This is a genomic window from Siphonobacter aquaeclarae, assembly GCF_900103285.1.
Classification (GTDB): Bacteria; Bacteroidota; Bacteroidia; order Cytophagales; family Spirosomataceae; genus Siphonobacter; species Siphonobacter aquaeclarae.
In genome coordinates this window covers 73,620-95,592 of record NZ_FNGS01000008.1, presented here as the reverse complement: position 1 = coordinate 95,592, position 21,973 = coordinate 73,620, and the positions used below count along the sequence as shown (strand labels likewise).

The following is a 21,973-nucleotide window of genomic DNA, read 5'->3' as shown; positions in this document are numbered from 1 at the left end:
CGTTTCCCGCATGAATCAACATCCCCGAATCCCGTCCAGCACAACAGGCAGAATGCCATATTTGTTTGGCATCCGCCGGTTCGCTTTTTCCGGAGTCGTGAGAGCGGGTACGTCCCCATCAAACAGGCAAACTTCCGGAAAAGGAAGGCGATTCAATCCCGGAAAACGTTCTCTCCGGGGTACCTTCCGAGAAAGACTAACGAAAAATAACGAAACGCGGATGCCCTGCCGGAAAAATCCGGCGGGGACGCCGCATGGGTATCAGGTGCAAAATCAGCGCCTGCATGCTCTCAGCCGCCATTTGGCGGGGGTATTAAAAAATTACAATTTCTTTGCGGGGTTCCCGAAAACGGTCGCCCCCTCTCCCACGTTCTCTACCACCACAGAACCAGCACCTATGCGCGCTCCGGCTCCGACCTGAATACCCGGAACGATCGTCACGCCGGAACCAATAAATGTGTTTTCTCCAATTTTTGCTCCGGAACCTACCACGCTTCCCGCGCCGATCTGCACGAAATCTCCTACCTCTGCTTCCGTATCTACAATAGCACCCGCGTGCAGGAGGCAATGACTGCCTACCGTGGCGAACGGCTGCACAACCACCCGCGCAGCAATGAGGTTGCCGTGGCCGATGGGCGCTTCTTCCGACAAAATAGCAGTAGGGTGAATGGCGTTGACAGGCTGGGTATGCCGCGTTTCATTCAGAAATCCGACCAGCGTTTTACGCTCGGTCCGGTCTTCGACAGCCACAAAGGCCTCGCATTTTTTTCCGATCAGCTTGGTAAAGCCTTCGTTGTCTGTTTCGCCGAAGACGGCGACCTCGCCGATCTCGGTGCCGTGCAGCGTGGCATCGTCATCGAGAAATCCGTATACAAGAACGCCGTTCCGGTTGAAAATATCGAGGGCTGTTTTTCCGAGCGGGCCCGCCCCGAAGATAATGACTGGGTTTTCCATAGCTGTTGTACGCCGAAAGCTTCCGGCAATCCTTCCGCAAAAGTAGCGGATTCCATCCCGATATCCATTCCGGAATGAGTGAACGTAACGGGAAGTGTATCCCGCTGTAAAGCAAAGATTTTCGGGGGAAAGTTGCATGTATTCCCGCGTGGCGTGTAATTTCGCCCGTTGAAAAGTCAGACCAAGCCGTTCTTTCCGACGGCTCTGGCTTATCGAGAAGCGGGGAGAGACGGGCTCTGTGAACCGCTGGCAACCTATTTCATGCGAAACAAGGTGCTAATTCCTGCCCCGGGGAAGGTCTCCGGGGAGAGATAAGGTTTATTCTCATGGTTCTGACTCGATCCCTTTGCGGGGGGCCGCTGCTTCCCGCCTCTGTCTTCGACTTCTTTCTTACCGGAATTACCCGTCTTTGTTGCATACCCTGATCCGGAGATAACCCTTCCGGAACGCCGCCCTTTGGCCGGTCACTTACGCCTTTAAACTATCTTTTACTCACAAAATCACTGCAACAAGAAATGTCAGAACTCCGCTTTGAGACGCTCCAGCTTCATGCCGGACAGCAGATTGACCCCGCTACCAATGCACGGGCAGTGCCCATTTACCAGACCACTGCCTACCAGTTCAACGACTCTGCGCACGGTGCGCGCCTGTTTGCCCTTCAGGAATTCGGGAATATCTACACCCGGATCATGAACCCTACCAACGATGTGTTCGAGAAACGCATCGCCGCCCTCGAAGGCGGAGTGGCAGCTCTGGCTGTTGCGTCCGGCCATGCCGCACAGTTCATCGCGATCAACAACATCACAACCGTTGGCGATAACTTCGTCACTACTTCCTATTTATACGGAGGCAGTTACAACCAGTTCAAGAACTCCTTCAAGAATATCGGTGTGGAAGCCCGCTTCGCGGACGGCGACAAGGCCGAATCATTCGAGCGGCTTATCGATGAAAAAACCAAGTTCCTTTACCTCGAAACCATCGGCAACCCCGGTTTCAATGTTCCTGACTTTGACGCCTTTGCCAAACTGGCGCAGAAATACGACCTCCCGCTGATCGTCGACAATACCTTCGGCGCCGGCGGTGCCGTCGCACAGCCCCTCAAACACGGCGCCCACATCGTCGTTACCTCCGCGACCAAATGGATCGGCGGCCACGGTACAACGATGGGCGGCGTGATCATCGATGGCGGTACCTTCAACTGGGGCAACGGTAAGTACCCGCAGTTTACGTCTCCGTCGCCGAGCTACCACGGCCTGGTATTGAATGACATTTTTGGCATTGGCGGCCCGTTCGGAAACATTCAGTTTATCATCCGGGCACGGGTGGAAGGCCTGCGCGACTGGGGTCCGTCTCAGGCGCCGTTCAACAGTTTCCTCCTGCTTCAGGGCCTGGAAACCCTTTCACTCCGGGTGGAACGTACCAACGACAATGCCCTGGCGCTGGCCAAATGGCTGCAATCGAACAATGCCGTGGAGTACGTCAACTACCCCGGCCTGGAAAGCAGCCCGTATCACGAACTGGCGAAAAAGTACCTGACGCGCGGTTTCGGCGGCGTGCTGACCTTCAAGCTCCGGGCCGGTAAAGAGGCAGCCGACAAGCTCGTAAACTCCCTCAAGCTCGTCAGCCACCTCGCCAACGTTGGCGATGCCAAGACTCTCATCATTCACCCGGCGAGTACTACCCACTCCCAGCTCTCGGATGCCGAGCAGGTGACAGCCGGTGTCGAACCGGGTCTGCTACGGGTATCGCTCGGGTATGAACACATTGAAGACATCAAGGCCGACTTTGAGCAGGCGCTCGCCGCCGCGCTCGGCGCATAGCCTTAAACAGGGAGGCAGCTGCGGCTGTCTCCCTTCTTCCAAATGAAGAAGTTCATCCGGATTACGACCGGCCATTACCGGATCGTCCACGGGTACGACGCGGACAACCGCGAGATAACCGAAGAAGTACGGGTGGAAGTACCCATGGTGAAACTGGTGGCGATTGACCGGATACTGTCTGTGTCAAGCCGGTACATTCTCGTCACCGGTTCGTTTGACAGACAGATGTACTGGGAATACGAAGAGTCTTTTGACGAAATAGCCGCGCTGCTGAGCGCGCAGGGATTACTCATTAATTGATTGCGAATTGTCTGAACTGAAGCGTTACCACTACCCCCACGATTTCACACTGGAATGCGGGGTAGTTCTGCCGGAGATCGAAATTGCCTATCACACTTACGGAACCCCTTCAGCGGAAAACGTAATATGGATTTGTCATGCCCTGACCGGAAACTCCGATCCGGCAGACTGGTGGAGCGGACTGGTCGGGGAAGGAAAACTCTTCGACACCCGGCAGCATTTTATTGTCTGTGCCAATGTATTGGGGTCGGCCTACGGGTCCACCAATGCCCTGTCGGTCAACCCCGCTACCGGAGAACCCTATTACCAGGATTTTCCGCTGATTACCATCCGGGATATCGTGGCGAGTCTCGACCTGCTGCGTGAACACCTGGGCATCCGGCGTATCAAAACGCTGGTGGGCGGGTCTCTCGGCGGGCAACAGGCGCTGGAATGGGCCATTCAGCAGCCGAAGCTGTTTGATCAGCTGATTCTGATCGCAACCAATGCCCGTATGTCTCCCTGGGGCGTTGCCTTCAACGAGTCCCAGCGGATGGCCATTCAGGCCGATCAAACGTGGCAGGAGCGCCGGCCGGATGCCGGTCTTTCCGGCATGAAGGCCGCACGTGCCACGGCGCTGCTCAGCTACCGCAATCCCAAGACGTACGACTTTACCCAACCCCGCGAAGAATCGGCGATCGAGAACTTCCGGGCCTGCTCCTATCAGCAGTATCAGGGCGACAAACTTGCCGCCCGGTTCAATGCTTTTGCCTACTGGACGCTGTCCAAGGTGATGGATTCACATGACGTCGGACGCAACCGCGGCGGCGCCATGAGCGCGCTCAACCAGGTCAAAACCCAGACGCTGATTATTGGTATTCAGTCTGACGTACTTTTCCCGATTGAAGAGCAACGTTTTCTGGCCCGGTACATTCCCCAGGCCGAGCTGACTGAAATCGATTCCCTCTACGGTCATGACGGTTTTCTGGTGGAAAATGAACTGATGACGAAGACCATCCGTACCTGGGAACTGGCCAATCAGTTTGCCCCCCGGGAAGAGGAAGAACTCATCATCCGGGACCGGGTGCGGGTCGACGTGCGGAAAGGTTTTAGCGAGTACATCGCCGTCGAGAATATATCCTTTGTGGCGACGCCCTCCACGGTTCACCTCATCAACGGAAACCGCATCGAATCTGAAAATAACCTGGAAAAAATAGGGCAGGCGCTGCAGGAGTTGTACGACTTCGCGCCGCTGAGCCCGCGACTCCCGCATATCCTGGCCAATACCCGCTTTGTCAAAGGCTTTGACGAAGCGACCAACCGGATGTTTTTTGCCGACGGGCGCACGCATACGCTGCCGTCGTTTCCGCTTCCGGTACGTTGACCAGGCAATAGTTATTTTTTAGAAAAGCTCACAGAAGGATCAGTCCCTGTGGGCATTTTTATTTTCTCCTTTCTGTGTGTTCTGTGCTTTCTGTGAGAAAATAAAAAAGATGCTCACAGAAAGCACAGAATACACGGAAAAGTCAGGAGCTGTTTCCTCTCGTGTCAGGAGGTAATACTTATAGAGAACCTACTCTCTTTTTCCTACCCTCTTTTCCCCTTTTTCCGAAAAGACAACCCCGTGGGCATTTCAGCTCATAAATGGTATATTTCAGCGATTCGATTTTGTCTATCTGTGTTTTCCGTGTACCTTTCCGTTCGGTTTCAACCCAATTTCTGTCTTGCTGAATTGCCTAACTTATTTCATACCTTAATCTCTCACATTACTGCATGAAACGTCGTGAAGCCCTGCAAATGGTAGGTATGATGATGGGCGGGCTGCTGGCCACTCCGGCACTCGCGGACATCGTCGAAGGACGGAAAGACCTTCCTACCGGCACTGCGAAGCTCATCTTCGATCAACCGACCGAAGACCTCATCGCGGAAATCGCTGATGTCATCATTCCTACCACGGCCGATTCGGCAGGAGCCAAGGCGGCCGGCGTAGGCCCCTTCATCAACCTGCTGGTTTCTGACTGCTATCCGAAAGAGTACCAGGATCGTCTCCAGAACGGACTGGCACGGGTGGACCGGGAAACCAGGGCAGTATACGGCAAGTCGTTCAAAGACGCTTCTGCTGAACAAAAGACAGCTATCCTCAAGCTGGAGGAAGCCAACGCTTTCGCCGACCGCAAAGCCGGTGTGAAAGAGCAACCCTTCTGGTTTACGATTAAGGAGCTGACCATGTTCGGCTATTTCACTTCCGAAATCGGCGCTACCAAGGCCCTGGCCTATGAGTATGTTCCGGGACGCTACGAAGGATGTACCCCCCTCAAGCCGGGTCAAAAAGCATGGGCAACCTAGTCTGACACACGTGAACAGCTCCGTCTTCCCGCCTGCCGGAAAGCCACGGAAAACTGTAAACAGCAAACAGACAACTGATTAATCGATTTTGATCATGAACATTCTTCGAGCAAACGAACAAAATACATACGATGCCATCGTTGTCGGATCAGGTATCTCCGGCGGATGGGCAGCGAAAGAGTTGACCGAAAAAGGTCTCAAAACCATCGTTCTGGAACGCGGCCGTAAATTCGAGCACGTAACAGACTACGAAAACGCACTTAAAAAGCCCTGGGAACTTCCTCACCGCGGCCGGATCACGACCGAAGAGCGCGCTTCCCACCCCTTCCTCAGCCGCGATTATCCCTACGGCGAGGCCAACAAGAGCTACTGGTTCAATGACCTGGACGCACCTTACGGCGAACTCAAGCGGTTCGACTGGTACCGTCCGAATATTGTCGGCGGAAAGTCTATCATGTGGGGTCGTCAGAGCTACCGTCTCTCCGACCTCGACTTCGAAGCCAACGCCAAAGAAGGCATCGGTACCGACTGGCCGGTTCGCTACGCAGACATTGCTCCCTGGTACAGCTATGTGGAGAAGTTTGTCGGCGTATCCGGCAGCAAGGACGGCCTCGCCCAGCTTCCTGACGGCGAGTTCCTCCCTCCGATGCAGATGAACTGCGCCGAGCAGGTCGTCAAGAAAGGTATCGAAGGCAAATTCCCGAACCGGGTCATGACCATCGGCCGGGTAGCCAACCTGACGCAGGCAGGTCCGCAGCAAACCAAAGTAGGCCGCGGCCCCTGTCAGTACCGGAACCTCTGTTCCCTCGGCTGTCCGTATGGCGGCTACTTCAGCAGCCCGTCGGCGACGATTCCGGCAGCCAAAGCGACCGGTCGCCTGACGATCCGCCCCAACAGCATCGCTGCGGAGATCCTTTACGATCCCCAGACGCAGAAAGCCAAGGGCGTACGCATCATCGATTCTGAAACGAACGAAGCCATTGACTTCTTCGCGAAAGTCGTCTTTATCTGCGGCGGCGCCATCGGTTCAACGGCCCTGCTGCTCAACTCCATCTCTGACCGCTTCCCGAACGGTTTCGGCAACGATTCCGGCCAGCTTGGTCACAACCTGATGGATCACCACTTCCGCACCGGCGCTTCAGGCCTCGTGGAAGGATTGGACGACAAATACCTCTTCGGTCGCCGGGCCAACGGGATTTATATTCCCCGCTACCGGAACATCGGCAACGACAAGCGTGATTACCTCCGTGGCTTCGGCTACCAGGGCGGCGGCAGCCGTCAGGGCTGGGGTGGTCTTGTCGCTGAAATGGGCTTCGGTGCAGACCTGAAGGAAAAAGCTACCAAGCCGGGACCGTGGTCAATGAACCTCGGCGGCTTCGGCGAAACCCTTCCGGCCTACGAAAACCGGATGTTCCTCGACCGCAACAAGAAAGATAAGTGGGGCCTGCCGACTGTCGTGTTTGACGCCGACCTGCGCGAAAACGAGCGCAAGATGCGGAAAGACATGATGAACGACGCCGCTGAAATGCTCGAAGCCGCCGGTGTGAAAAACATCCGGACGTTCGACAACGGCTCCTACCTCGGAATGGCTATCCACGAAATGGGTACCGCCCGCATGGGTCGCGACCCGAAAAACAGTATCCTCAACGGCAACAACCAGGTATGGGGCGCCAAGAACGTGTTCGTCACCGACGGCTCGTTCATGGCCTCTGCCGGCTGCCAGAACCCGTCTCTGACCTACATGGCCTTCACGGCCCGGGCGGCAGACTTCGCGGTGAAGGAGCTGAAGAAGAAAAATATCTGATCGGTTTAGGATCAGAAGCAAAAACGGGCGGATTGACATCCGCCCGTTTTTTATTGTCAGTCTTCAAACAAGGTATTTCTGCAAATCAAACGCCTTAACCCATTCCGGCAATTCTTCCTGCTTCGACGTCAGTTCGGTTACGCCTTCATAAGTTACGTCAACCAACGTTATATCCGCAAACATCTCCCTGTGCTGCGCCAGTAGCGGCAAGGTATCGTCATACATTTCCCGGATCACTTCAGGCTTTACTTCGTGTCCACCATTTTGAAACCTTATTTCGGCACGATGGAGACAAATCTGAATATCATCGGTAAAGAAGAGAGTCAACAATACGTTGATTTCGCGGCTATAGACTGAAGAAATGCATAGTGCGACTCAAAGCCAAGATTTAGTTCAAGTGCAAAATCTTCCCCTGCTATCAGAAATTTCCGAATACGCTCGTTAGTCGTCAGCGACGCTATATCCCGATAGTCTGAGAACCCCTTCCTTTTGTATTGATAGGCCGCGAGATCCTGATCTATAATAGCGACGCCTTCCGGTACAAAGGATCTGCTCTGTGTACTTTTTCCGATTCCCGGAGGACCGGCGATCAGGAATACATTCACTTGATTATCTGGATCCTTCCGTCCCTGTGTTCTGCAACGATATGGCCTTGTTTTCTGTACACTAATGGTTGCCCGATCGAAAACAGGTATTCACGAGCATCTTCAGCCATCTCCTTTTGCCAGTGCACGCGTTCCTCGGAGGTCATGTGGCGCGGGTCATGTTGTCGCTTTCCTACTTTGAATTCGATATCCATTTTCAATCGCTTTTCTCAAAGATACAAAACGAGAACGTGACCTACTTATTCTCCTCCTCCCTTCGGCCCCTTCACTATATACCCGAACCGTGTTTTCTGCTCTTCCGACGGCTTCATCTTCCAGCGCCAGGTAATCAGGCCGGTTTCGCTGTTGACATCCGCACCGGGGGCTTTTTTATCCTGAATTTCGATTTCCTTGTTTCGGGAGAGCGGAAACTGATCGTAAACCACGAGGGTAATCGGCTGGCTGCGGGTACTTTTTGCCTTGATTTCATACCCGAATTCCTCCGATTTCGAGCTTCCCCAGAACGATTTTTTGTTAAAGTCTTTCGTCCGCGTGCGCTGAATCTGTACCGCCGGATCTTTCCCCAAAGACAGCATAAGGGTATCTCCCGTACCAGTGTCCAACCGGCCTTTCCCTACAAAATTACCTTCGAGAAAGAGACTCATCTCGCCATCCTGAAAGCCATACTTCGTCCAGTCGGTAATCTGAGCCGTCAGAAAAGCATCCTGGCTGCGCTTTGGTACTGCCCTGTATTCAAAAGACGCCGGTATCTCCGCCTCTTTGATTTCCACGGCATATACTTTTCCGTCTGACAGGATCGTGTAGGAATTCTGGATTTCATAGGAGCGGCTGGTCGGCGCTTCCTTTTCGGTAAAATCAATAGGGACAGGCATGCGGCCCATCAGGGCATTCGAAACAGCACCGGTAGCCGCCGTTTTCCGTTGCGTACCATATCCAACCACTACTACTTCATCCAGTACTCTGGTATCGACACTCATCTCCACATCAAGCAGCTCCTGCGATATGCCCCTCGACTCCTTCTGATAGCCGACAGACATAAACTCCAGCTGCCGCGCATTTTCCGGTAAGATCGGCGGAATATCCAGGCGGTAAATACCGTTTTCATTCGTCAGAACGCCCAGGGACGTATTCCGGATTTGAACAGATACACCCGCCACGGCTTCGTGCGTCTTCTTATCCGTCACCCGCCCGGATACCTGGTGCACGCCCGGGTTGTACTGGCTTGGCGGCGGCATCTCATAATCCGTGCGGTATTCCACTCCTCCATACCACGGGCTGAGCTGAGGCAGCGTCGCATTACGACGCGGATCAGCATTCGAAAGCGTCAGTTTCACTCCATTCCAGTCTTCTCCCGTAAACTGAAAAACCTGCGCGCGGTAGCCTACTGTCAATGGTTTTTCGAGGTTTTCCACACGAATATCATAGGAAGGTTTCCAGCCCGCATCCGGCACAAAGTATGTAACCGTAAACGCCGCCGCCGGAACAGGTACCTTGCTCGACACCGTCACCCATACCTCTCCTACCTGTTTGTCGGCTCCGGTATTCAAGAGGGTCATTTCTTTGTTGAGCTCCTTGACTTCGTCGTTCAACTTGCTGATGGCCCGGTCGATCTCCAGTTGCTTCATGAGTACTTCTGTGAGACGTACCCGTTGAAAATCAGCGGCTTCCTTGATGTCAGTCGCCTTCAGGTTCTGCATCTTGCCGGCGAGCTCCTGGTTTTTCTTGAGGAGTGCTTCTTCCTGAATGAATACTTCTTTCATTTTCAGCTGAACGCTGATCTTGTCGTCCAGTACTTCCTTCTTTTTTTCGAGCTCCTGCGTTTTTTCATAGCGGGATTTACCGCCTTCCGCAAAACCCTGCTGCGTATTCACAGACAGCACCGTAAAACTGCCTTCGCCTTTTAACTGAACAGTATTCCGGTCCAGTTTCGGAGACAGATTCCCGAAATACAGCTCTGTCCTTCCTGCCGGCAGAGATACTTTGGCCGTTCGGGTTATCTGCGCGCCATTGAGAAAGACAGTGACTTTTTCCGGTTTGGAAGAAAGGGGAACCGGGGTGGTTTCTGCACCCGCAAACAGGGGCAAAAACAGGAGAAAAAGGCGTTTCATCGTTGGATCAGACTAGTTTAAAGGCTGGATGCAGCGCCGGGCAGCATTCCATAACGCCGGCGAACATTTTTTTTATTTTCTCCCGATAATAGCCATTTTCTTCCTTGATTCGCAGGCTGACCGCATCCCCATGTTTCTTAAACTACGCCGCACTTCTGATCCTTCCGACGACGAACAGGACCTCCTCCGTGAATATAGGGAGACGGGAGACCTGCGCATTCTCGGCAAGCTCTACGAACGGCATATGGAAATGCTGTACGCCGTCTGCTACAAATACCTGCGCGACGAAGACGAAGCCAAAGACGCCGTCATGGCCATCTTCGAAGAGCTCATCGAAAAGGCACGCACGCATACCATTGCCAACTGGAAAAGCTGGCTGCACAGCGTCGCCAAAAATTACTGCCTGATGCAGCTTCGCTCGGAAAAAATCCGGGTGGATGATTTTTTTGACGACGACCGTATGGAATCAGCTGTCTTTCCGCATCTACAGGACGACAGCGCGGAGAAAGAAAGTACCTTCCGCTACCTCGAAAAATGCCTGGAACAATTGAATCCGGAGCAGAAAACGACGGTCTCTTTGTTCTTCCTGAAAGAAAAAAGCTACCGGCAGATCACCGAAGAAACCGGCTATGATCCGAATCAGGTAAAAAGCTACCTGCAAAACGGTCGCCGGAACCTGAAACTGTGCATGGACAACGCCTCATGAAACCCGTTACGCCCGAACTCCTCCGTCGCTATGCGGCCGGCACCCTTTCCGATGCGGAACAGCACCGGGTGGAGCGTGCCGCGCTCGACGATCCGTTCGTGGCCGATGCACTGGACGGGTTTCTGGCAATGGAAGGCAAATCGGTACCGCTGGAAGAATTGCAGGCCCGCCTCGACCGGCGGACGCGCCCCAACCGCCGCCTCATCGGCTGGGCACCACTCGCGACAGCCGCAGGCCTGGCGGGTATTCTATTTCTGGGGTATTCCCTGTTTTTCCGGACGCAGGCGCCGCTTACGCCGGAAATAGCCAAACAATCGGCGCCGCCCGCACTGAAAGACAGCGTTGTACCGGCAGCGCCTGTTCCGATGGCAGAGCAGCCGGCCGTCGCCTATGCCCCGCCGAAAGCCCGGCTATCCAACCGGGATGAGCCTGCAGGTAGTTCGCAACGGACAGCCGACAGTTCTATTCCGCAAGTCGCTATGGCTGCTGCACCGATACCGGCACGTAAAATGGCGATGAAACTGGCATCCCCTGATACGTTTCGACAGTATGGAGATGCCGTTCCTCCTCAAGCAATGCTACAGGGTAAGGTAGTCGCAGATTCGGGTAAAGGCGAGGTTCGGACCAAGTTATCAACTCCTGCCGATAGTACCGTTCCCGGCCTCGGCGCTGACACCTCTCTGATGAATGAAGTGGTAACAGTGGGCTATGGCAGGCAGGCGATTACTGAGAGGCCTCCGATACCTTTCCGAGGTATTGGTGACTTCCGTACATACCTCTCCACCCGGCGTCGCATTCCGGCACAGGAACCACCAATAGGCAAGGTTATCTTACAATTCCGGGTCAATACCGACTCTACCCTTTCCCGCCTGCGCGTCGTTAAAGGTCTCGGCAAGCCTTATGACGACGAAGCCCTTCGCCTGGTCAGAGAAGGGCCTCGGTGGCTACCCGCGCTCCGGAACGGGAAGCCCGTCAGCCGGAAAACACGGGTTGAAATTCCGTTTTAGTTATTTGGAGAGCTCGGTCGCGCGTTTCTGAGCGGCATGCATCCCGGCGATCAGCGCACCGGACAAATCATGCTGTTCGAAGGTTTTCAAGGCGGCTTCCGTCGTACCACCTTTGGACGCCACGGCTTTGATCAGCTCGTCCAGGCTCTTATCTGCTGTCTGAATCAGGTGATAGGAACCCAGCATAGTCTGCTTCACCAATTGGGCGGAAAGGCTTTCGGGGAATCCCATCTGCGTACCTGCTTCGATCATCGCCTTCACGAGGTAGAAGAAGTAGGCCGGTCCGGAGCCGCTGACTGCTGTAGCGGCGTCGAGGAGGCTTTCGTCTTCCAGAAAAACCGAACGCCCGGTGGCGTTGATCAGGTTTTCGGCGCGGCGGAGGTTTTGAATATCTACTTCTTTGGCGGCAGCGAAAGCCGTCATCCCCATTCCGAGCATTGCCGGGGTATTCGGCATGGCACGCACCACAAGCGGGTGATCCAGGGCCGTCTGTATCTGCTGGATCGAGATACCGGCCATGATACTCAAGACCAGCTGATTATAGCGAATTACCGGCTTGAGCTCGGTATGTACCGGCCCGAAATCCTGCGGCTTCACCGACAGAATAATCAGGTCTGCTTCTGAAATACGCGGGCCGATGGTATCGACCACGACGCCCGTTTGCTCGGCACGCAGGGCTTCGCCGCGTTCGGCCGATTTTTCGATCAGAAAAAGGTCCTCTTTCCGGACGAGGTTGTATTGCAGAAACGATTTGGCAAAGGCCATACCCATGTTTCCGCAACCGATAATCGCTATTTTCATATGTAGAGGGGAATAGGAATCAGGGCATCAGTTCTTTCAGCTTCGCCTCCAGGGCTTCGCCGCGGAGTTCCGTCGCAACGATATTGCCCTTCGGGTCGATCAGTACCGTGAAGGGAATGTGCTGAATACCGTAGTCCACAGCTGCAGCTGAATCGAAGTACTTCAGGTCAGATACCTGGGTCCAGGTCAGACCGTCTTTCTGGATGGCGTCCAGCCACAGCTTCCGGTCAGAATCGAGGGATACGCCGAATACCTCAAATCCTTTGTTTTTGAACTGATTATACAGCCGGACAACATTCGGATTTTCCCGGCGGCAGGGTCCGCACCAACCGGCCCAGAAATCGATCAGCACGTATTTTCCACGTAACGACGACAGCGATACGATCTTGTTATTGGCATCCGGCAGGTTGATTTCCGGCGCCGGACTGCCGAGGGCAAGACCTTTGCGGCTGGTCTGCACCCGGCGTACGGTTGCGACAAATGCCTTGTACATCCGGACGTCCGGCTTTTCTTTTTCAAACCGGTCGGCCAGTTGCTCAAACACGGCGAAGTCCTGTTCCTGATTCAGGAAGTTCGTCGCATACAATGCCGCCAGACTCGCTCCCATTTCGGGGATCATGGTCTTCACCTGCTGCACGACTACGGCCTGCTCCTGTTCGAATTGCTTTTCGATCTTTTGCTTCGTGACCTTGTCCTTCTTTTCGTTGGCGGCTTCGTAAGCGACATTGAGCTTATCCACTTTTGCCTTGAATCCTTCGTTGATGGCATTCAGACGCTGGAAATACTCCATGTTTTTGGAGCCGGTTACTTTGGTTACCGGTTTTCCGGCTGCTTTGGCGTCGGTTTCGACGAGCAGGGTTTCTCCGCCTTCGATCAAAAGAATCGCAGGTGGAAGTCCCCCGACGTTCAGCCGGTAAAAACCGCCGCCGTCGGTAGCTTTTCCGCTGATCCGGAATTTGCCGTCAGCAATAGCAGACGAATCCAGTTTCACGGCTACTCCGCGGTCGTTGATAAACGCCAGATAGGCTTTTTCACCCGGATTCGGGTTTCGGACAGTACCTTCAATTTTGTAGCCATCCTGGGCAAATGCCTGGACAGACAGGGAGACGAGAAGACCGGCAAGGACGCGTTTCATCAGGATAGATTGTCTAGTGAACGGGCAACGAGTTGATTGGTAACTTTCGGATCTGCCTGCCCCTTCGATTTCTTCATCACTTCCCCTACAAACAAGCCAATGAGACCTTTTTTCCCTTTTTTGTACTCTTTGACTTTGTCCGGCCAGGCAGCCAGTACCTCGTCTATCAACGCCTGAAGCACATCGCTATTGCCCTGCTGAATCAGTTGCAGCTCTTCGGCCAGCGCCAGCGGCGCTACGTCAGGGCGCTCTACCAGTGCCGGGAAAAGCTTCTGGGCCGCTGCGGAATGGCTGACTTTGTTTTCGTCGACCAGCCGGATAAGGGCCGCCAGTACTCCCGGAGAAACCGGGAACGCCGAGAGCTCCTTTTTCGATTCGTTCATCCACGTCCGGACAGGACCGGTCAGCCAGTTGGCAACCGTTTTGGGAGCTGCCTGGGCAATAGCTTCTTCGAAATAGGCTACTGTCGCTTTTGATTCGGTCAGGAGCAGGGCGTCAGCGTGCGACAGGCCCAGCTCTCCCTCGTACTTTTGCATCAACTGCCGGGGCAGCGCAGGCATTTTGGCGCGTTCGGCAGCCAGCTTCTCCTCATCTATCAGGATAGGCACGAGATCCGGCTCCGGGAAATACCGGTAGTCGTTCATGCTTTCCTTTACCCGCATGCCGTAGGTACGACCGGTTTCGGGGTCAAACATCCGGGTTTCCTGAATGAGGGTACCTCCTTCTTCGAGGACGCTGACCTGCCGGTCGTATTCAAACTCGATCGCTTTCTGCAGAAAACGAACAGAGTTCATGTTCTTGATTTCGACTTTCGTACCCAGCACCGGATCACCCCATTTCCGGACGGAGATGTTGGCATCGCAGCGCAGGCTACCCTCTTCCATGTTGCCATCGCAGATATCCAGGTAGCGCACCAGCTTCCGGATTTCGGTCAGGTAGGCGCCGGCTTCTTCCGCCGACCGCATGGCCGGATCCGTCACAATTTCAATCAGGGGCGTGCCGGCACGGTTGTAGTCGAGGAGGGTATCGGTCGACTGGTCGTCGTGAATCGATTTTCCGGCATCTTCTTCCAGGTGGGTATGGTGCAGCGGAATGGCTTTCTCGGTGCCATCTTTGAGCTTCACCCAGATCTCGCCACCCACGCAAATGGGTTTTTTATCCTGCGAAATCTGATAGCCTTTCGGCAGATCGGGATAGAAGTAGTTTTTGCGGTCAAACACCGTCCGGGGCGAAATGGTACTGTTTGTCGCCAGCCCGAAGCGAATTGCCAGGTCTACTGCCTTCTGGTTCAGCTTCGGGAGCGTTCCGGGATGCCCGAGGGTAATAACAGAGATATTGTGATTCGGCGGCGAACCGAAATGATTGGCGTCAGAAGCAAAAATCTTACTCTCGGTAAGCAACTGGGCATGGACTTCCAGGCCAATGACCAGTTCGTACTGGGCTTTTATGTCGTCTGTCACGATAGAACAGGGATTTTCGAGGGGCAAAGGTAAGGGATTTTGGGGGGCTTTAGGCTGTAAGCGATAAGCTGTAGGCTATAAGCGATTGGCGGCAATGGCGTCGGCCTCCTGCTTAACGCTTATTGCTTACAGCCTAAAGCCTATAGCCGCCAGCCAATTGCCGGCTACCGCCCCTACTCATTTCTCGCCATATCCCGCTTCACGTCCCGGTCTTTGATGTCGTGGCGTTTGTCGTGGAGTTTCTTTCCTTTGGCGAGGGCGATATTGAGTTTGGCAAATCCGCGTTCGGAGATGAAGAGGCGGGTCGCGATGATGGTCAGCCCCTGGTCCTTGAGTTTGTTACTCAGTTTTTTCAATTCCCGGTTTTGAAGCAGGAGTTTACGGTCCCGGAGCGGATCGTGGTTGTAATGCGTACCTTCTTCGTACCGGGAGATATTCATACCCCGAACGTAAAGCCCGTCGCTCAAAAACAGGCAGTAGGTATCCGTCAGGTTGGCTTTTCCCTGGCGGATGGATTTGATCTCGGTACCTGTCAGGGCCAGCCCGGCCGTGAAGGTTTCGAGGAATTCGTATTCGAACGAAGCCCGCCGGTTCTTGATTTCGACGTGCTTCTGTATTTTTTCTTTTTCGGCCATAACGGTTGGAGTGCTCCTCCTAACAGAAAAGCCACGCAGTCGGCGTGGCTTTTCGATCGGCCGGAGCCAGCTTATTTCTTTTCTTCTTTTTTCTCTTCGGTCTTCGGCTGGGTTTCCTTGTACTCCTTGTTCAGACCGTCGATGAGTTTTTGCGTCACATCCAGGTTGGTGTCAGCAAAAAGGATGCCGCCGCCTTTCTGGAAGCCGAGTACAAACTGGTACTTGGTATCGTTGTTGTACTTCTTGATGTAGTTATAGATGTTGTCGTACAGCTTTTCCGTTTGCTGCGCACGCTCGGTAGAGAGGTCGTTGGCAGCTTTCTGACGGTAATTCTCGAAATCAGCCGCTTTTTTCTGAAGCTCAAGTTGCTTGGCTTGCGCTTCTGCCGCGATCATACCGCCGGCACGTTGCTGAAATACCTGAATTTCGCGCTGGATGGTAGCACCTTTCTGGTTCAGTTCGAGGTCCAGCTGGGTTCCTTTTTGTTCGAAAGCTTTCTGGGTATCCTTGAAGAAATCGTAATGCGTCAGCAGTGAATCGGCGTTGACGTATACAATCGACTTGCCACCGACTGAACCCGCCGGAGTCCCGGCCGCCGCACTGTCTGATCCTTTAAAGTGCAGGTAATACAAAACAGCTACCGCCACGGCCAACACGGCGTTCAGGGCCAAAGAGAGGTTTTTCACTGAGACTGGATGGTTTGGTTATGATAAACAGATCGGCAAAAATAGGCAAATGCCGGAAAGTGGCAAGCCGGGAGACTGCCACGATCTCAGGATTTTAGGTAAATCACCAGTAGGCTTTGGCTTTTTCCGCTTCCGACAGGGTTTGGGGAGAGATCAGCTGACGGAGAAAATACCCACTCATGGAAGCAAAACCACCGACCAGCGCACCGATCAACGCTGTAGCTGCCAGCAGGGCCGGCGTTCCGGCTCCCTGAAACAGGGTACTGATGCGTTCGGTCAGAATACCTCCCGACCGCTGATGCTCATACCACGCCAGGCCGAGCCACAACAGTCCCGCCGAAAAAAAGCCATTGAAAAAGGCTCCCTTGCCCGAGGTACCTTTCCAGGCTGAAATCCCGAACGGTACCAGCGCGACCGACCACCAGGGCAGAAAGTACTGCACCATGGCTGAAAGCAGAATCATCAACAGAAAAGACATGAATCTCAGGGTTTCGTAATTTTCCAGGTTCCGACGATACGCGGGTTCGGCTCCGCACCGGATTTGAGGTAGACGAGCTCGTTGAGCCGGCCGTCTCTCCAGGTATTGACCATGTTGTCGTAGAACGGGCTGCCCGGATTTCCCGACTGTCCGCCGGGGTATACGCCATAGGCTGTCGGACCGTCTTTCCCCAATGCCACAACCATCCGCCAGGACGGCCCCCATTTGCCCCGGAAGGCATTTGGTACTTCCGAACTCCCGCCCGCCCGGACGTCGTCCCGGCCAAATGATTTGAGTGGCGGCAACAGGTGCGCGATCGTCGATCCCTTGACTTCACCCCAGGCCCAGGTTTTGGGAGAAAAAGCGCCGTGGTGTTTTTGCAGGCTGTCGACAGCCGCTTTGAAGCTCAGCTGGATGATATCCCGGGCCGTCTCGGTTTTGTCGGTTGTCTTTTCCAGGTCAAACCACTTCGACTCTTTTTTCTTCCAGATAAGCTCCCAGACCCGGTCATCCTGCGGCGCCTGGAGCGGCTTGCCGTCGGTCGTCCGGAATTCATCCCAGACAAAATAGGGAAGCAAATCGGTCCATTCTTCGAAGATCGTCGCGCCAACCGACCCGATCGTATTCTGGTAGTTCCACTGCTGCAAGGCCGAATAAGCAGAGTATTGCGTGGCACTCAGCGCCGACATATCAAGCTCCTTCAGCAGATCCGGTAGCAGGTCCCTGCCCAGCACATTGTACACGTCATTTTGCAACAGGCGTAAGCTATCGGGCGTAGCCTGCTCCATCGCTGCCAGGCGCTCGTTGATACGGATGGCCCGGTTGGGCGGTGCAAACCGCCAGTTGAGGTAGTAAGGGTACGTTTTATCGGTCGAAGACTGGTTCGCCGAACTCACATATCCGCTGGCCGGGTTTTTGACGTGCGGATTCTGTTCGTGGGGAATCCAGCCCTGCCAATCGTACTCGGGGCGGGTTCCGTCCAAAAGAAATTTCCCTTGCTCCTTCCATTTCAGCGGAAATTTGCCGTTTACCCAGATCGCGATATCCCCTTCATTGCTCGCAAAAACAAAGTTCTGCGCCGGTGAAACGTAATGGCTCAGCGCCCGGACATAATCATCATAGTTTTTGGCGCGGTTCAGCATGTAAAACGTCCGGATCGGATTGCCGGGCTCATGCGCGATCCAGCGCAGCGCCAGGCTCGGCTGTTTGTCTTCCGGAAACCGCGGCATCGCCACCGGACCATGATGGGTATACGCAACCGTATCAATCACGGCAGGTTTGCCCTTTATTTTGATTTCTTCGTAGCGGAAGGTGGTCTTCACCCACTGTTTATCAAAGAAATACTCTTTTCTGGACTTGTCCCGGAAGCGGATAGCATACAGGTCTGCTACATCCGACGCTACATTAGTTTCACTCCAGGCCACATCGCGGTTGAAGCCGATGATGACGCACGGAGCACCCGGCAACGAAGCGCCGCAGGCGTTGCTTTCAGGCGACGACAATTGAACCTGATACCAGATAGACGGGAGTGTCAACCCGAGGTGCGGATCGCCGGCGAGAATAGGGAATCCGGTGGCCGACTTCTTACCCGAAACGGCCCAGTTATTGGATCCGATGCCTTCCGGCCGGAGAGGCCAGCTATCTGGCTCGGAAGCCCCGCCTGCCTTGATTTCGTCGTAATCCCGGGGAGCGCGGGGAATGGCTACCCGGCGGAAGTCCCAGGCAGTACCTTTGGGAATTACCGGGCTTTCCCGTTCCACAAAATCAGGATACAGATCCCGCACCACTTCCAGCCCGAATTTTTCCAGCACGCTGGTCAGCGATGCATCACCGCTGCGGGGACTGGCCAGCGTATGAGTCATCTCCACCATGAGCAGCATGGATTTTTCCGGAGACCAGGCTTCGGGTTGAAAGCCGAGTAACTTATATTCCACCGGGTAATCGGCCTTGCGAAGCTGGGAGATATAGGCATTGACCCCATCGCTGTAGGCTTCGAGGATGCCGCGCATCTTCTCGTCCTGCTGGGTGAATTTCCAGGCTTCCTCGGCGGCTTTGACCGATCCGGTGCGGCGTTTGTAAAGGTCGAGTGGCAGGGCTTTTTCGCCGACGATTTCGCTAAGGCGGCCGGCAGCGGAGCGTATCGTCAGCTCCATCTGGAACAACCGGTCCCGGGCAGTAACATACCCCTGGGCATAATACAGGTCGTGGTCGTTGGCGGCGAAGATATGAGGGACGCGGTTATCGTCGAACCGGATGGTAATCTCCTCCTGTGCACCCGGCAGGTGTATTTCCTCGTTGAGCATATCCACCCGGCGCTCGTTGCTCCAGAAACCGGTAAAAGGACTGAGAAACGACCCGAGGGCGGGGGCCGGTCCCAACGGGGTACTCAATAGCCATAAAAGGCCGCCCGTTACGGCGACGCTGAGAACCGCTTTCACCATACTTTCAACATCGATTGAGTAACAAGATGTACAAACCTAGCAGATATGCCCGCAGAAACAAAAAGACGGGGTTGTCTACCTGTTGTAAAGCGGATCACAGGCAAATAATAGTATTTTTGAATGAATGTATTGCAATATTAAAACGATGGTCTATCCAATGTCTATTGATTTTTGGTACGACAACCGCATCGGGGCAAACGTTCGATCTTCAGGGACACCGCGGATGCCGCGGCCTGATGCCCGAGAATACCCTGCCGGCTTTCCGCAAGGCGCTTGAACTCGGAGTGACAACGCTGGAACTCGACGTTCTGTTTTCGCGGGACAGTCAATTAGTAGTCTCGCATGATCCCTGGTTTTCCCCGGTCTTCAGTACGGCGCCGGATGGGAAGCCGGTTGAAGACAAAAACCGGTGGATATCCGAAATGGACTATGCCGATATCCGCCGGTACGATGTTGGTCTGCGGAAGAACCCGTCGTTTCCGGAACAGGCATCCGTCGCAGCCTGGAAACCGCTGCTCGAAGACGTTATCCGCGAGGCGGAGCAGCGGGCGCCCGGCAAGGTGCATTACAGTATTGAGTTGAAAGTATCCGGTATGTCTCCGGCGACCGCCGAACGGCTTTCTGACCGGGTCAATACCTGCCTGAAATCGGTTCCGGGACCTGCTTCGGTGACGATCCAGAGCTTCGATGCCGCTGTGCTACGCTACTGGCGCCGGCAGATTGCAGCCGGTGCTTTCCTGCCTGTCCGGCTTTCCGCCCTGACTACCTGGAAAGGCGTCCGGAAAATAGAAAGGGAATTGGGGTTCCGGCCCGACGTTTACAGTCCTTTTTACCGGAGAGTAACCCGGCGCCTGATACGAAAAACCCATGAAAATGGCATGAAAATTGTGCCGTGGACCGTGAATTCTGCCCGGATTATGCGCAGAATGGTCCGTTCAGGCGCCGATGGTCTGATAACCGATTACCCGGATCGATTCCCGCGGTAAGTCCGGACAGACACACGGTGTAGTTATTTTTTTATGTAAGGAAACATTCGTTTCAATTCGCATATTTGCATATCGGTCGAATGCCTATGCTTACCCTCTTTAACGATACGTTGGTCTGGCTTATGAAGCGAAGGCTCGCTCGGATTGATGCGTTCCGCAGAGATCCGTGGCCTATTCAGGAGCGCCAGTTTCAGCGGCTTATCCGCGACGGCCGATCCACGCAATGGGGGAAAGCATTCGGATATAAGAGCATCCGGTCAGTAGCCGACTTTCAGCGGGAAGTGCCCGTTTCGGCCTATGAGGACCTGTTTCCGTACATCGAACGGGTCATGCGGGGTGAAGACCGGGTATTGTGGCCCTCTCCGATTCACTTCTTTTCCAAGTCTTCCGGTACCACCAACGCGCGCAGCAAGTTTATCCCCGTTTCCCGCGAATCGCTCGATGAAGGGCACTTCCGGGCCGGGAAAGACATGATGGCGTTGTGGATCGATAACAAGCCGACCACCCGCGTCTTCGAAGGCAAGGGGTTATCCGTCGGCGGCAGCCTTTCCCAGAACCAGCTCAACGAGCAGACGATTACGGGCGATATCTCCGCGGTGGTGATGAAAAACCTCCCCAGCTGGGCGCAATTTATCCGGACGCCCTCCCTGAAGGTTGCCCTGATGGATGGCTGGGAAGACAAAATCCGGTGTATGGCGGAAGAAGCCTCCCGCGAAAACGTCACCAGTATCCTGGGCGTGCCCACCTGGACAATGGTTCTTATCCAGAAAGTTCTGGAAATCACCGGCAAAGAAAATATTCTGGACGTATGGCCGAATTTTGAGGTCTTTATCCACGGCGCCGTGGCGTTTCAGCCTTACCGGGACCTCTTCCGGAAAGAAATCTTCGCGACCGATTCGGTTCGCTACCTCGAAACATACAATGCGTCGGAAGGCTTTTTCGGTCTTCAGGACGACCTGGAGTTTCCGAATGAACTGCTGCTGATGCTGGATTACGGGATTTTCTATGAATTCATCCCGCTTTCCGAACTCGGCAAGCAGCACCCCAAAGCGCTCACGCTTCCGGAGGTTGAACTGAACCAGAATTATGCCGTCGTCATCTCGACAAACGCCGGCCTCTGGCGGTACCTCATCGGAGATACTGTCCGGTTCACGTCCAAAGAGCCATACCGGGTACGCATATCCGGGCGTACGAAGCACTTTATCAATGCTTTTGGCGAAGAAGTCATCATCGAAAACGCCGAAGTAGCGCTGACCGCCGCCTGCGAAGCTACCCATGCGACCATCACCGATTACACCGCCGCACCGATCTACATGCGCAGCGGCAGCGAGCGCCACGGGCACCGCGGCGGGCACGAGTGGGTGATTGAGTTTTCGACTCCTCCTGATAATCCGGAACGGTTTGTCGCCTTACTCGACGAGACCCTCCGCCGGATCAATTCCGATTACGACGCCAAGCGTAGCTTCGATCTGGCCCTGATCCGTCCCAGCGTCCACCAGGTACCTCCCGGAACGTTCTATGAATGGATGAAACGGCGTGGCAAACTGGGCGGACAAAATAAAGTCCCGCGACTCTTCAACTCGCGGGAATATGTGGAAGAAATCCTGCAAATGACCTCTGAGCACCAGGAACTAGGGGTGGAGAAATAGGCGGTTTTCGGTTTTCGGTTTTCGGTTTTCGGTTTTCGGTTTTCGGTTTTCGGTTTTCGGTTTTCGGTTTTCG

General features: G+C 54.5%; 20 protein-coding genes and 1 riboswitch. Of the genes, 9 read left to right on the top strand and 11 right to left on the bottom strand.

What is annotated here, in order from left to right:
- Window positions 1-321: 321 nt before the first annotated feature.
- On the bottom strand, window positions 322-954 hold the full coding sequence (locus BLR09_RS19860; RefSeq protein WP_093207118.1) for an acetyltransferase: 633 nt from the start codon (window positions 952-954) through the stop codon (window positions 322-324).
- 206 nt (window positions 955-1,160) lie between these two features.
- Window positions 1,161-1,272, top strand: a riboswitch (SAM riboswitch).
- Between the two features lie 197 nt (window positions 1,273-1,469).
- On the opposite strand from BLR09_RS19860, the gene BLR09_RS19855 reads away from it, so the two are divergent.
- From BLR09_RS19855 to BLR09_RS19835, 5 genes are all read left to right on the top strand, one after another.
- A complete protein-coding gene (locus tag BLR09_RS19855; RefSeq protein WP_093207116.1) occupies window positions 1,470-2,774 on the top strand; it encodes an O-acetylhomoserine aminocarboxypropyltransferase/cysteine synthase family protein in 1,305 nt (434 codons plus the stop codon).
- A gap of 42 nt (window positions 2,775-2,816) precedes the next feature.
- On the top strand, window positions 2,817-3,074 hold the full coding sequence (locus tag BLR09_RS19850) for a hypothetical protein (protein ID WP_093207113.1): 258 nt from the start codon (window positions 2,817-2,819) through the stop codon (window positions 3,072-3,074).
- A gap of 7 nt (window positions 3,075-3,081) precedes the next feature.
- A complete protein-coding gene (locus tag BLR09_RS19845; RefSeq protein WP_317039238.1) occupies window positions 3,082-4,437 on the top strand; it encodes a homoserine O-acetyltransferase family protein in 1,356 nt (451 codons plus the stop codon).
- A 389-nt stretch (window positions 4,438-4,826) separates the two neighbouring features.
- Window positions 4,827-5,399, top strand: a complete 573-nt coding sequence (locus tag BLR09_RS19840; RefSeq protein ID WP_093207111.1) for a gluconate 2-dehydrogenase subunit 3 family protein — start codon at window positions 4,827-4,829, stop codon at window positions 5,397-5,399.
- 94 nt (window positions 5,400-5,493) lie between these two features.
- Window positions 5,494-7,203, top strand: a complete 1,710-nt coding sequence (locus BLR09_RS19835) for a GMC oxidoreductase (RefSeq protein ID WP_176785620.1) — start codon at window positions 5,494-5,496, stop codon at window positions 7,201-7,203.
- 63 nt (window positions 7,204-7,266) lie between these two features.
- Here the strand turns inward: BLR09_RS19835 and BLR09_RS19830 are convergent, their stop codons facing one another.
- The 3 genes from BLR09_RS19830 to BLR09_RS19815 form a co-directional block, all read right to left on the bottom strand.
- Entirely contained in the window at window positions 7,267-7,530 is a 264-nt protein-coding gene (locus BLR09_RS19830) for a hypothetical protein (RefSeq protein ID WP_093207108.1), read from the bottom strand.
- 274 nt (window positions 7,531-7,804) lie between these two features.
- Window positions 7,805-8,002: a hypothetical protein gene (locus tag BLR09_RS19820; protein WP_093207103.1), complete on the bottom strand. Its 198-nt coding sequence runs from the start codon at window positions 8,000-8,002 to the stop codon at window positions 7,805-7,807.
- A 45-nt stretch (window positions 8,003-8,047) separates the two neighbouring features.
- Entirely contained in the window at window positions 8,048-9,916 is a 1,869-nt protein-coding gene (locus BLR09_RS19815; RefSeq protein WP_093207100.1) for a DUF4139 domain-containing protein, read from the bottom strand.
- A gap of 130 nt (window positions 9,917-10,046) precedes the next feature.
- On the opposite strand from BLR09_RS19815, the gene BLR09_RS19810 reads away from it, so the two are divergent.
- Entirely contained in the window at window positions 10,047-10,622 is a 576-nt protein-coding gene (locus tag BLR09_RS19810) for an RNA polymerase sigma factor (protein ID WP_093207543.1), read from the top strand.
- Window positions 10,619-11,629 carry an energy transducer TonB gene (locus BLR09_RS19805; protein WP_093207098.1) on the top strand — a complete coding sequence of 337 codons (1,011 nt, stop codon included), beginning with the start codon at window positions 10,619-10,621 and terminating at the stop codon, window positions 11,627-11,629. Before BLR09_RS19810 ends, BLR09_RS19805 begins: the two co-directional genes overlap by 4 nt.
- Here the strand turns inward: BLR09_RS19805 and proC are convergent, their stop codons facing one another.
- The 7 genes from proC to BLR09_RS19770 all read right to left on the bottom strand — a co-directional run bounded on the left by proC (window position 11,630) and on the right by BLR09_RS19770 (window position 19,265).
- Window positions 11,630-12,430: a pyrroline-5-carboxylate reductase gene (gene proC / locus BLR09_RS19800; protein WP_093207095.1), complete on the bottom strand. Its 801-nt coding sequence runs from the start codon at window positions 12,428-12,430 to the stop codon at window positions 11,630-11,632.
- A 19-nt stretch (window positions 12,431-12,449) separates the two neighbouring features.
- Window positions 12,450-13,565: a TlpA disulfide reductase family protein gene (locus tag BLR09_RS19795; RefSeq protein ID WP_093207092.1), complete on the bottom strand. Its 1,116-nt coding sequence runs from the start codon at window positions 13,563-13,565 to the stop codon at window positions 12,450-12,452.
- Window positions 13,565-15,028 (bottom strand): Asp-tRNA(Asn)/Glu-tRNA(Gln) amidotransferase subunit GatB, encoded by a 1,464-nt coding sequence (gatB, locus tag BLR09_RS19790; RefSeq protein WP_093207542.1) that lies wholly within the window; start codon window positions 15,026-15,028, stop codon window positions 13,565-13,567. Before gatB ends, BLR09_RS19795 begins: the two co-directional genes overlap by 1 nt.
- A gap of 170 nt (window positions 15,029-15,198) precedes the next feature.
- Window positions 15,199-15,660, bottom strand: coding sequence for an SsrA-binding protein SmpB (gene smpB / locus BLR09_RS19785; protein WP_093207090.1), 462 nt, complete (start codon window positions 15,658-15,660; stop codon window positions 15,199-15,201).
- Window positions 15,661-15,731: 71 nt separating this feature from the next.
- The gene (locus tag BLR09_RS19780) at window positions 15,732-16,346 is read right to left on the bottom strand and encodes an OmpH/Skp family outer membrane protein (RefSeq protein ID WP_093207087.1); all 615 of its coding nucleotides are present in this window, start codon (window positions 16,344-16,346) and stop codon (window positions 15,732-15,734) included.
- Between the two features lie 103 nt (window positions 16,347-16,449).
- On the bottom strand, window positions 16,450-16,824 hold the full coding sequence (locus BLR09_RS19775; RefSeq protein ID WP_143011165.1) for a hypothetical protein: 375 nt from the start codon (window positions 16,822-16,824) through the stop codon (window positions 16,450-16,452).
- A gap of 5 nt (window positions 16,825-16,829) precedes the next feature.
- Window positions 16,830-19,265, bottom strand: coding sequence for a penicillin acylase family protein (locus tag BLR09_RS19770; RefSeq protein WP_093207082.1), 2,436 nt, complete (start codon window positions 19,263-19,265; stop codon window positions 16,830-16,832).
- A gap of 116 nt (window positions 19,266-19,381) precedes the next feature.
- Here BLR09_RS19770 and BLR09_RS19765 point away from each other — a divergent pair, with 116 nt between their 5' ends.
- On the top strand, window positions 19,382-20,251 hold the full coding sequence (locus BLR09_RS19765; RefSeq protein WP_394331414.1) for a glycerophosphodiester phosphodiesterase family protein: 870 nt from the start codon (window positions 19,382-19,384) through the stop codon (window positions 20,249-20,251).
- Between the two features lie 122 nt (window positions 20,252-20,373).
- Window positions 20,374-21,900 carry a GH3 auxin-responsive promoter family protein gene (locus BLR09_RS19760; protein ID WP_245689960.1) on the top strand — a complete coding sequence of 509 codons (1,527 nt, stop codon included), beginning with the start codon at window positions 20,374-20,376 and terminating at the stop codon, window positions 21,898-21,900.
- The last annotated feature ends 73 nt before the right edge of the window (window positions 21,901-21,973 follow it).

Excerpts from the sequence above, each read along its gene's own strand:
- BLR09_RS19860 (WP_093207118.1), bottom strand. The coding sequence starts at position 954 with ATGGAAAACCCAGTCATTATCTTCGGGGCGGGCCCGCTCGGAAAAACA.
- BLR09_RS19855 (WP_093207116.1), top strand. The coding sequence starts at position 1,470 with ATGTCAGAACTCCGCTTTGAGACGCTCCAGCTTCATGCCGGACAGCAG.
- BLR09_RS19850 (WP_093207113.1), top strand. The coding sequence starts at position 2,817 with ATGAAGAAGTTCATCCGGATTACGACCGGCCATTACCGGATCGTCCAC.
- BLR09_RS19840 (WP_093207111.1), top strand. The coding sequence starts at position 4,827 with ATGAAACGTCGTGAAGCCCTGCAAATGGTAGGTATGATGATGGGCGGG.
- BLR09_RS19835 (WP_176785620.1), top strand. The coding sequence starts at position 5,494 with ATGAACATTCTTCGAGCAAACGAACAAAATACATACGATGCCATCGTT.
- BLR09_RS19820 (WP_093207103.1), bottom strand. The coding sequence starts at position 8,002 with ATGGATATCGAATTCAAAGTAGGAAAGCGACAACATGACCCGCGCCAC.
- BLR09_RS19815 (WP_093207100.1), bottom strand. The coding sequence starts at position 9,916 with ATGAAACGCCTTTTTCTCCTGTTTTTGCCCCTGTTTGCGGGTGCAGAA.
- BLR09_RS19810 (WP_093207543.1), top strand. The coding sequence starts at position 10,047 with ATGTTTCTTAAACTACGCCGCACTTCTGATCCTTCCGACGACGAACAG.
- BLR09_RS19805 (WP_093207098.1), top strand. The coding sequence starts at position 10,619 with ATGAAACCCGTTACGCCCGAACTCCTCCGTCGCTATGCGGCCGGCACC.
- proC (WP_093207095.1), bottom strand. The coding sequence starts at position 12,430 with ATGAAAATAGCGATTATCGGTTGCGGAAACATGGGTATGGCCTTTGCC.
- BLR09_RS19795 (WP_093207092.1), bottom strand. The coding sequence starts at position 13,565 with ATGAAACGCGTCCTTGCCGGTCTTCTCGTCTCCCTGTCTGTCCAGGCA.
- smpB (WP_093207090.1), bottom strand. The coding sequence starts at position 15,660 with ATGGCCGAAAAAGAAAAAATACAGAAGCACGTCGAAATCAAGAACCGG.
- BLR09_RS19775 (WP_143011165.1), bottom strand. The coding sequence starts at position 16,824 with ATGTCTTTTCTGTTGATGATTCTGCTTTCAGCCATGGTGCAGTACTTT.
- BLR09_RS19770 (WP_093207082.1), bottom strand. The coding sequence starts at position 19,265 with ATGGTGAAAGCGGTTCTCAGCGTCGCCGTAACGGGCGGCCTTTTATGG.
- BLR09_RS19760 (WP_245689960.1), top strand. The coding sequence starts at position 20,374 with ATGAAGCGAAGGCTCGCTCGGATTGATGCGTTCCGCAGAGATCCGTGG.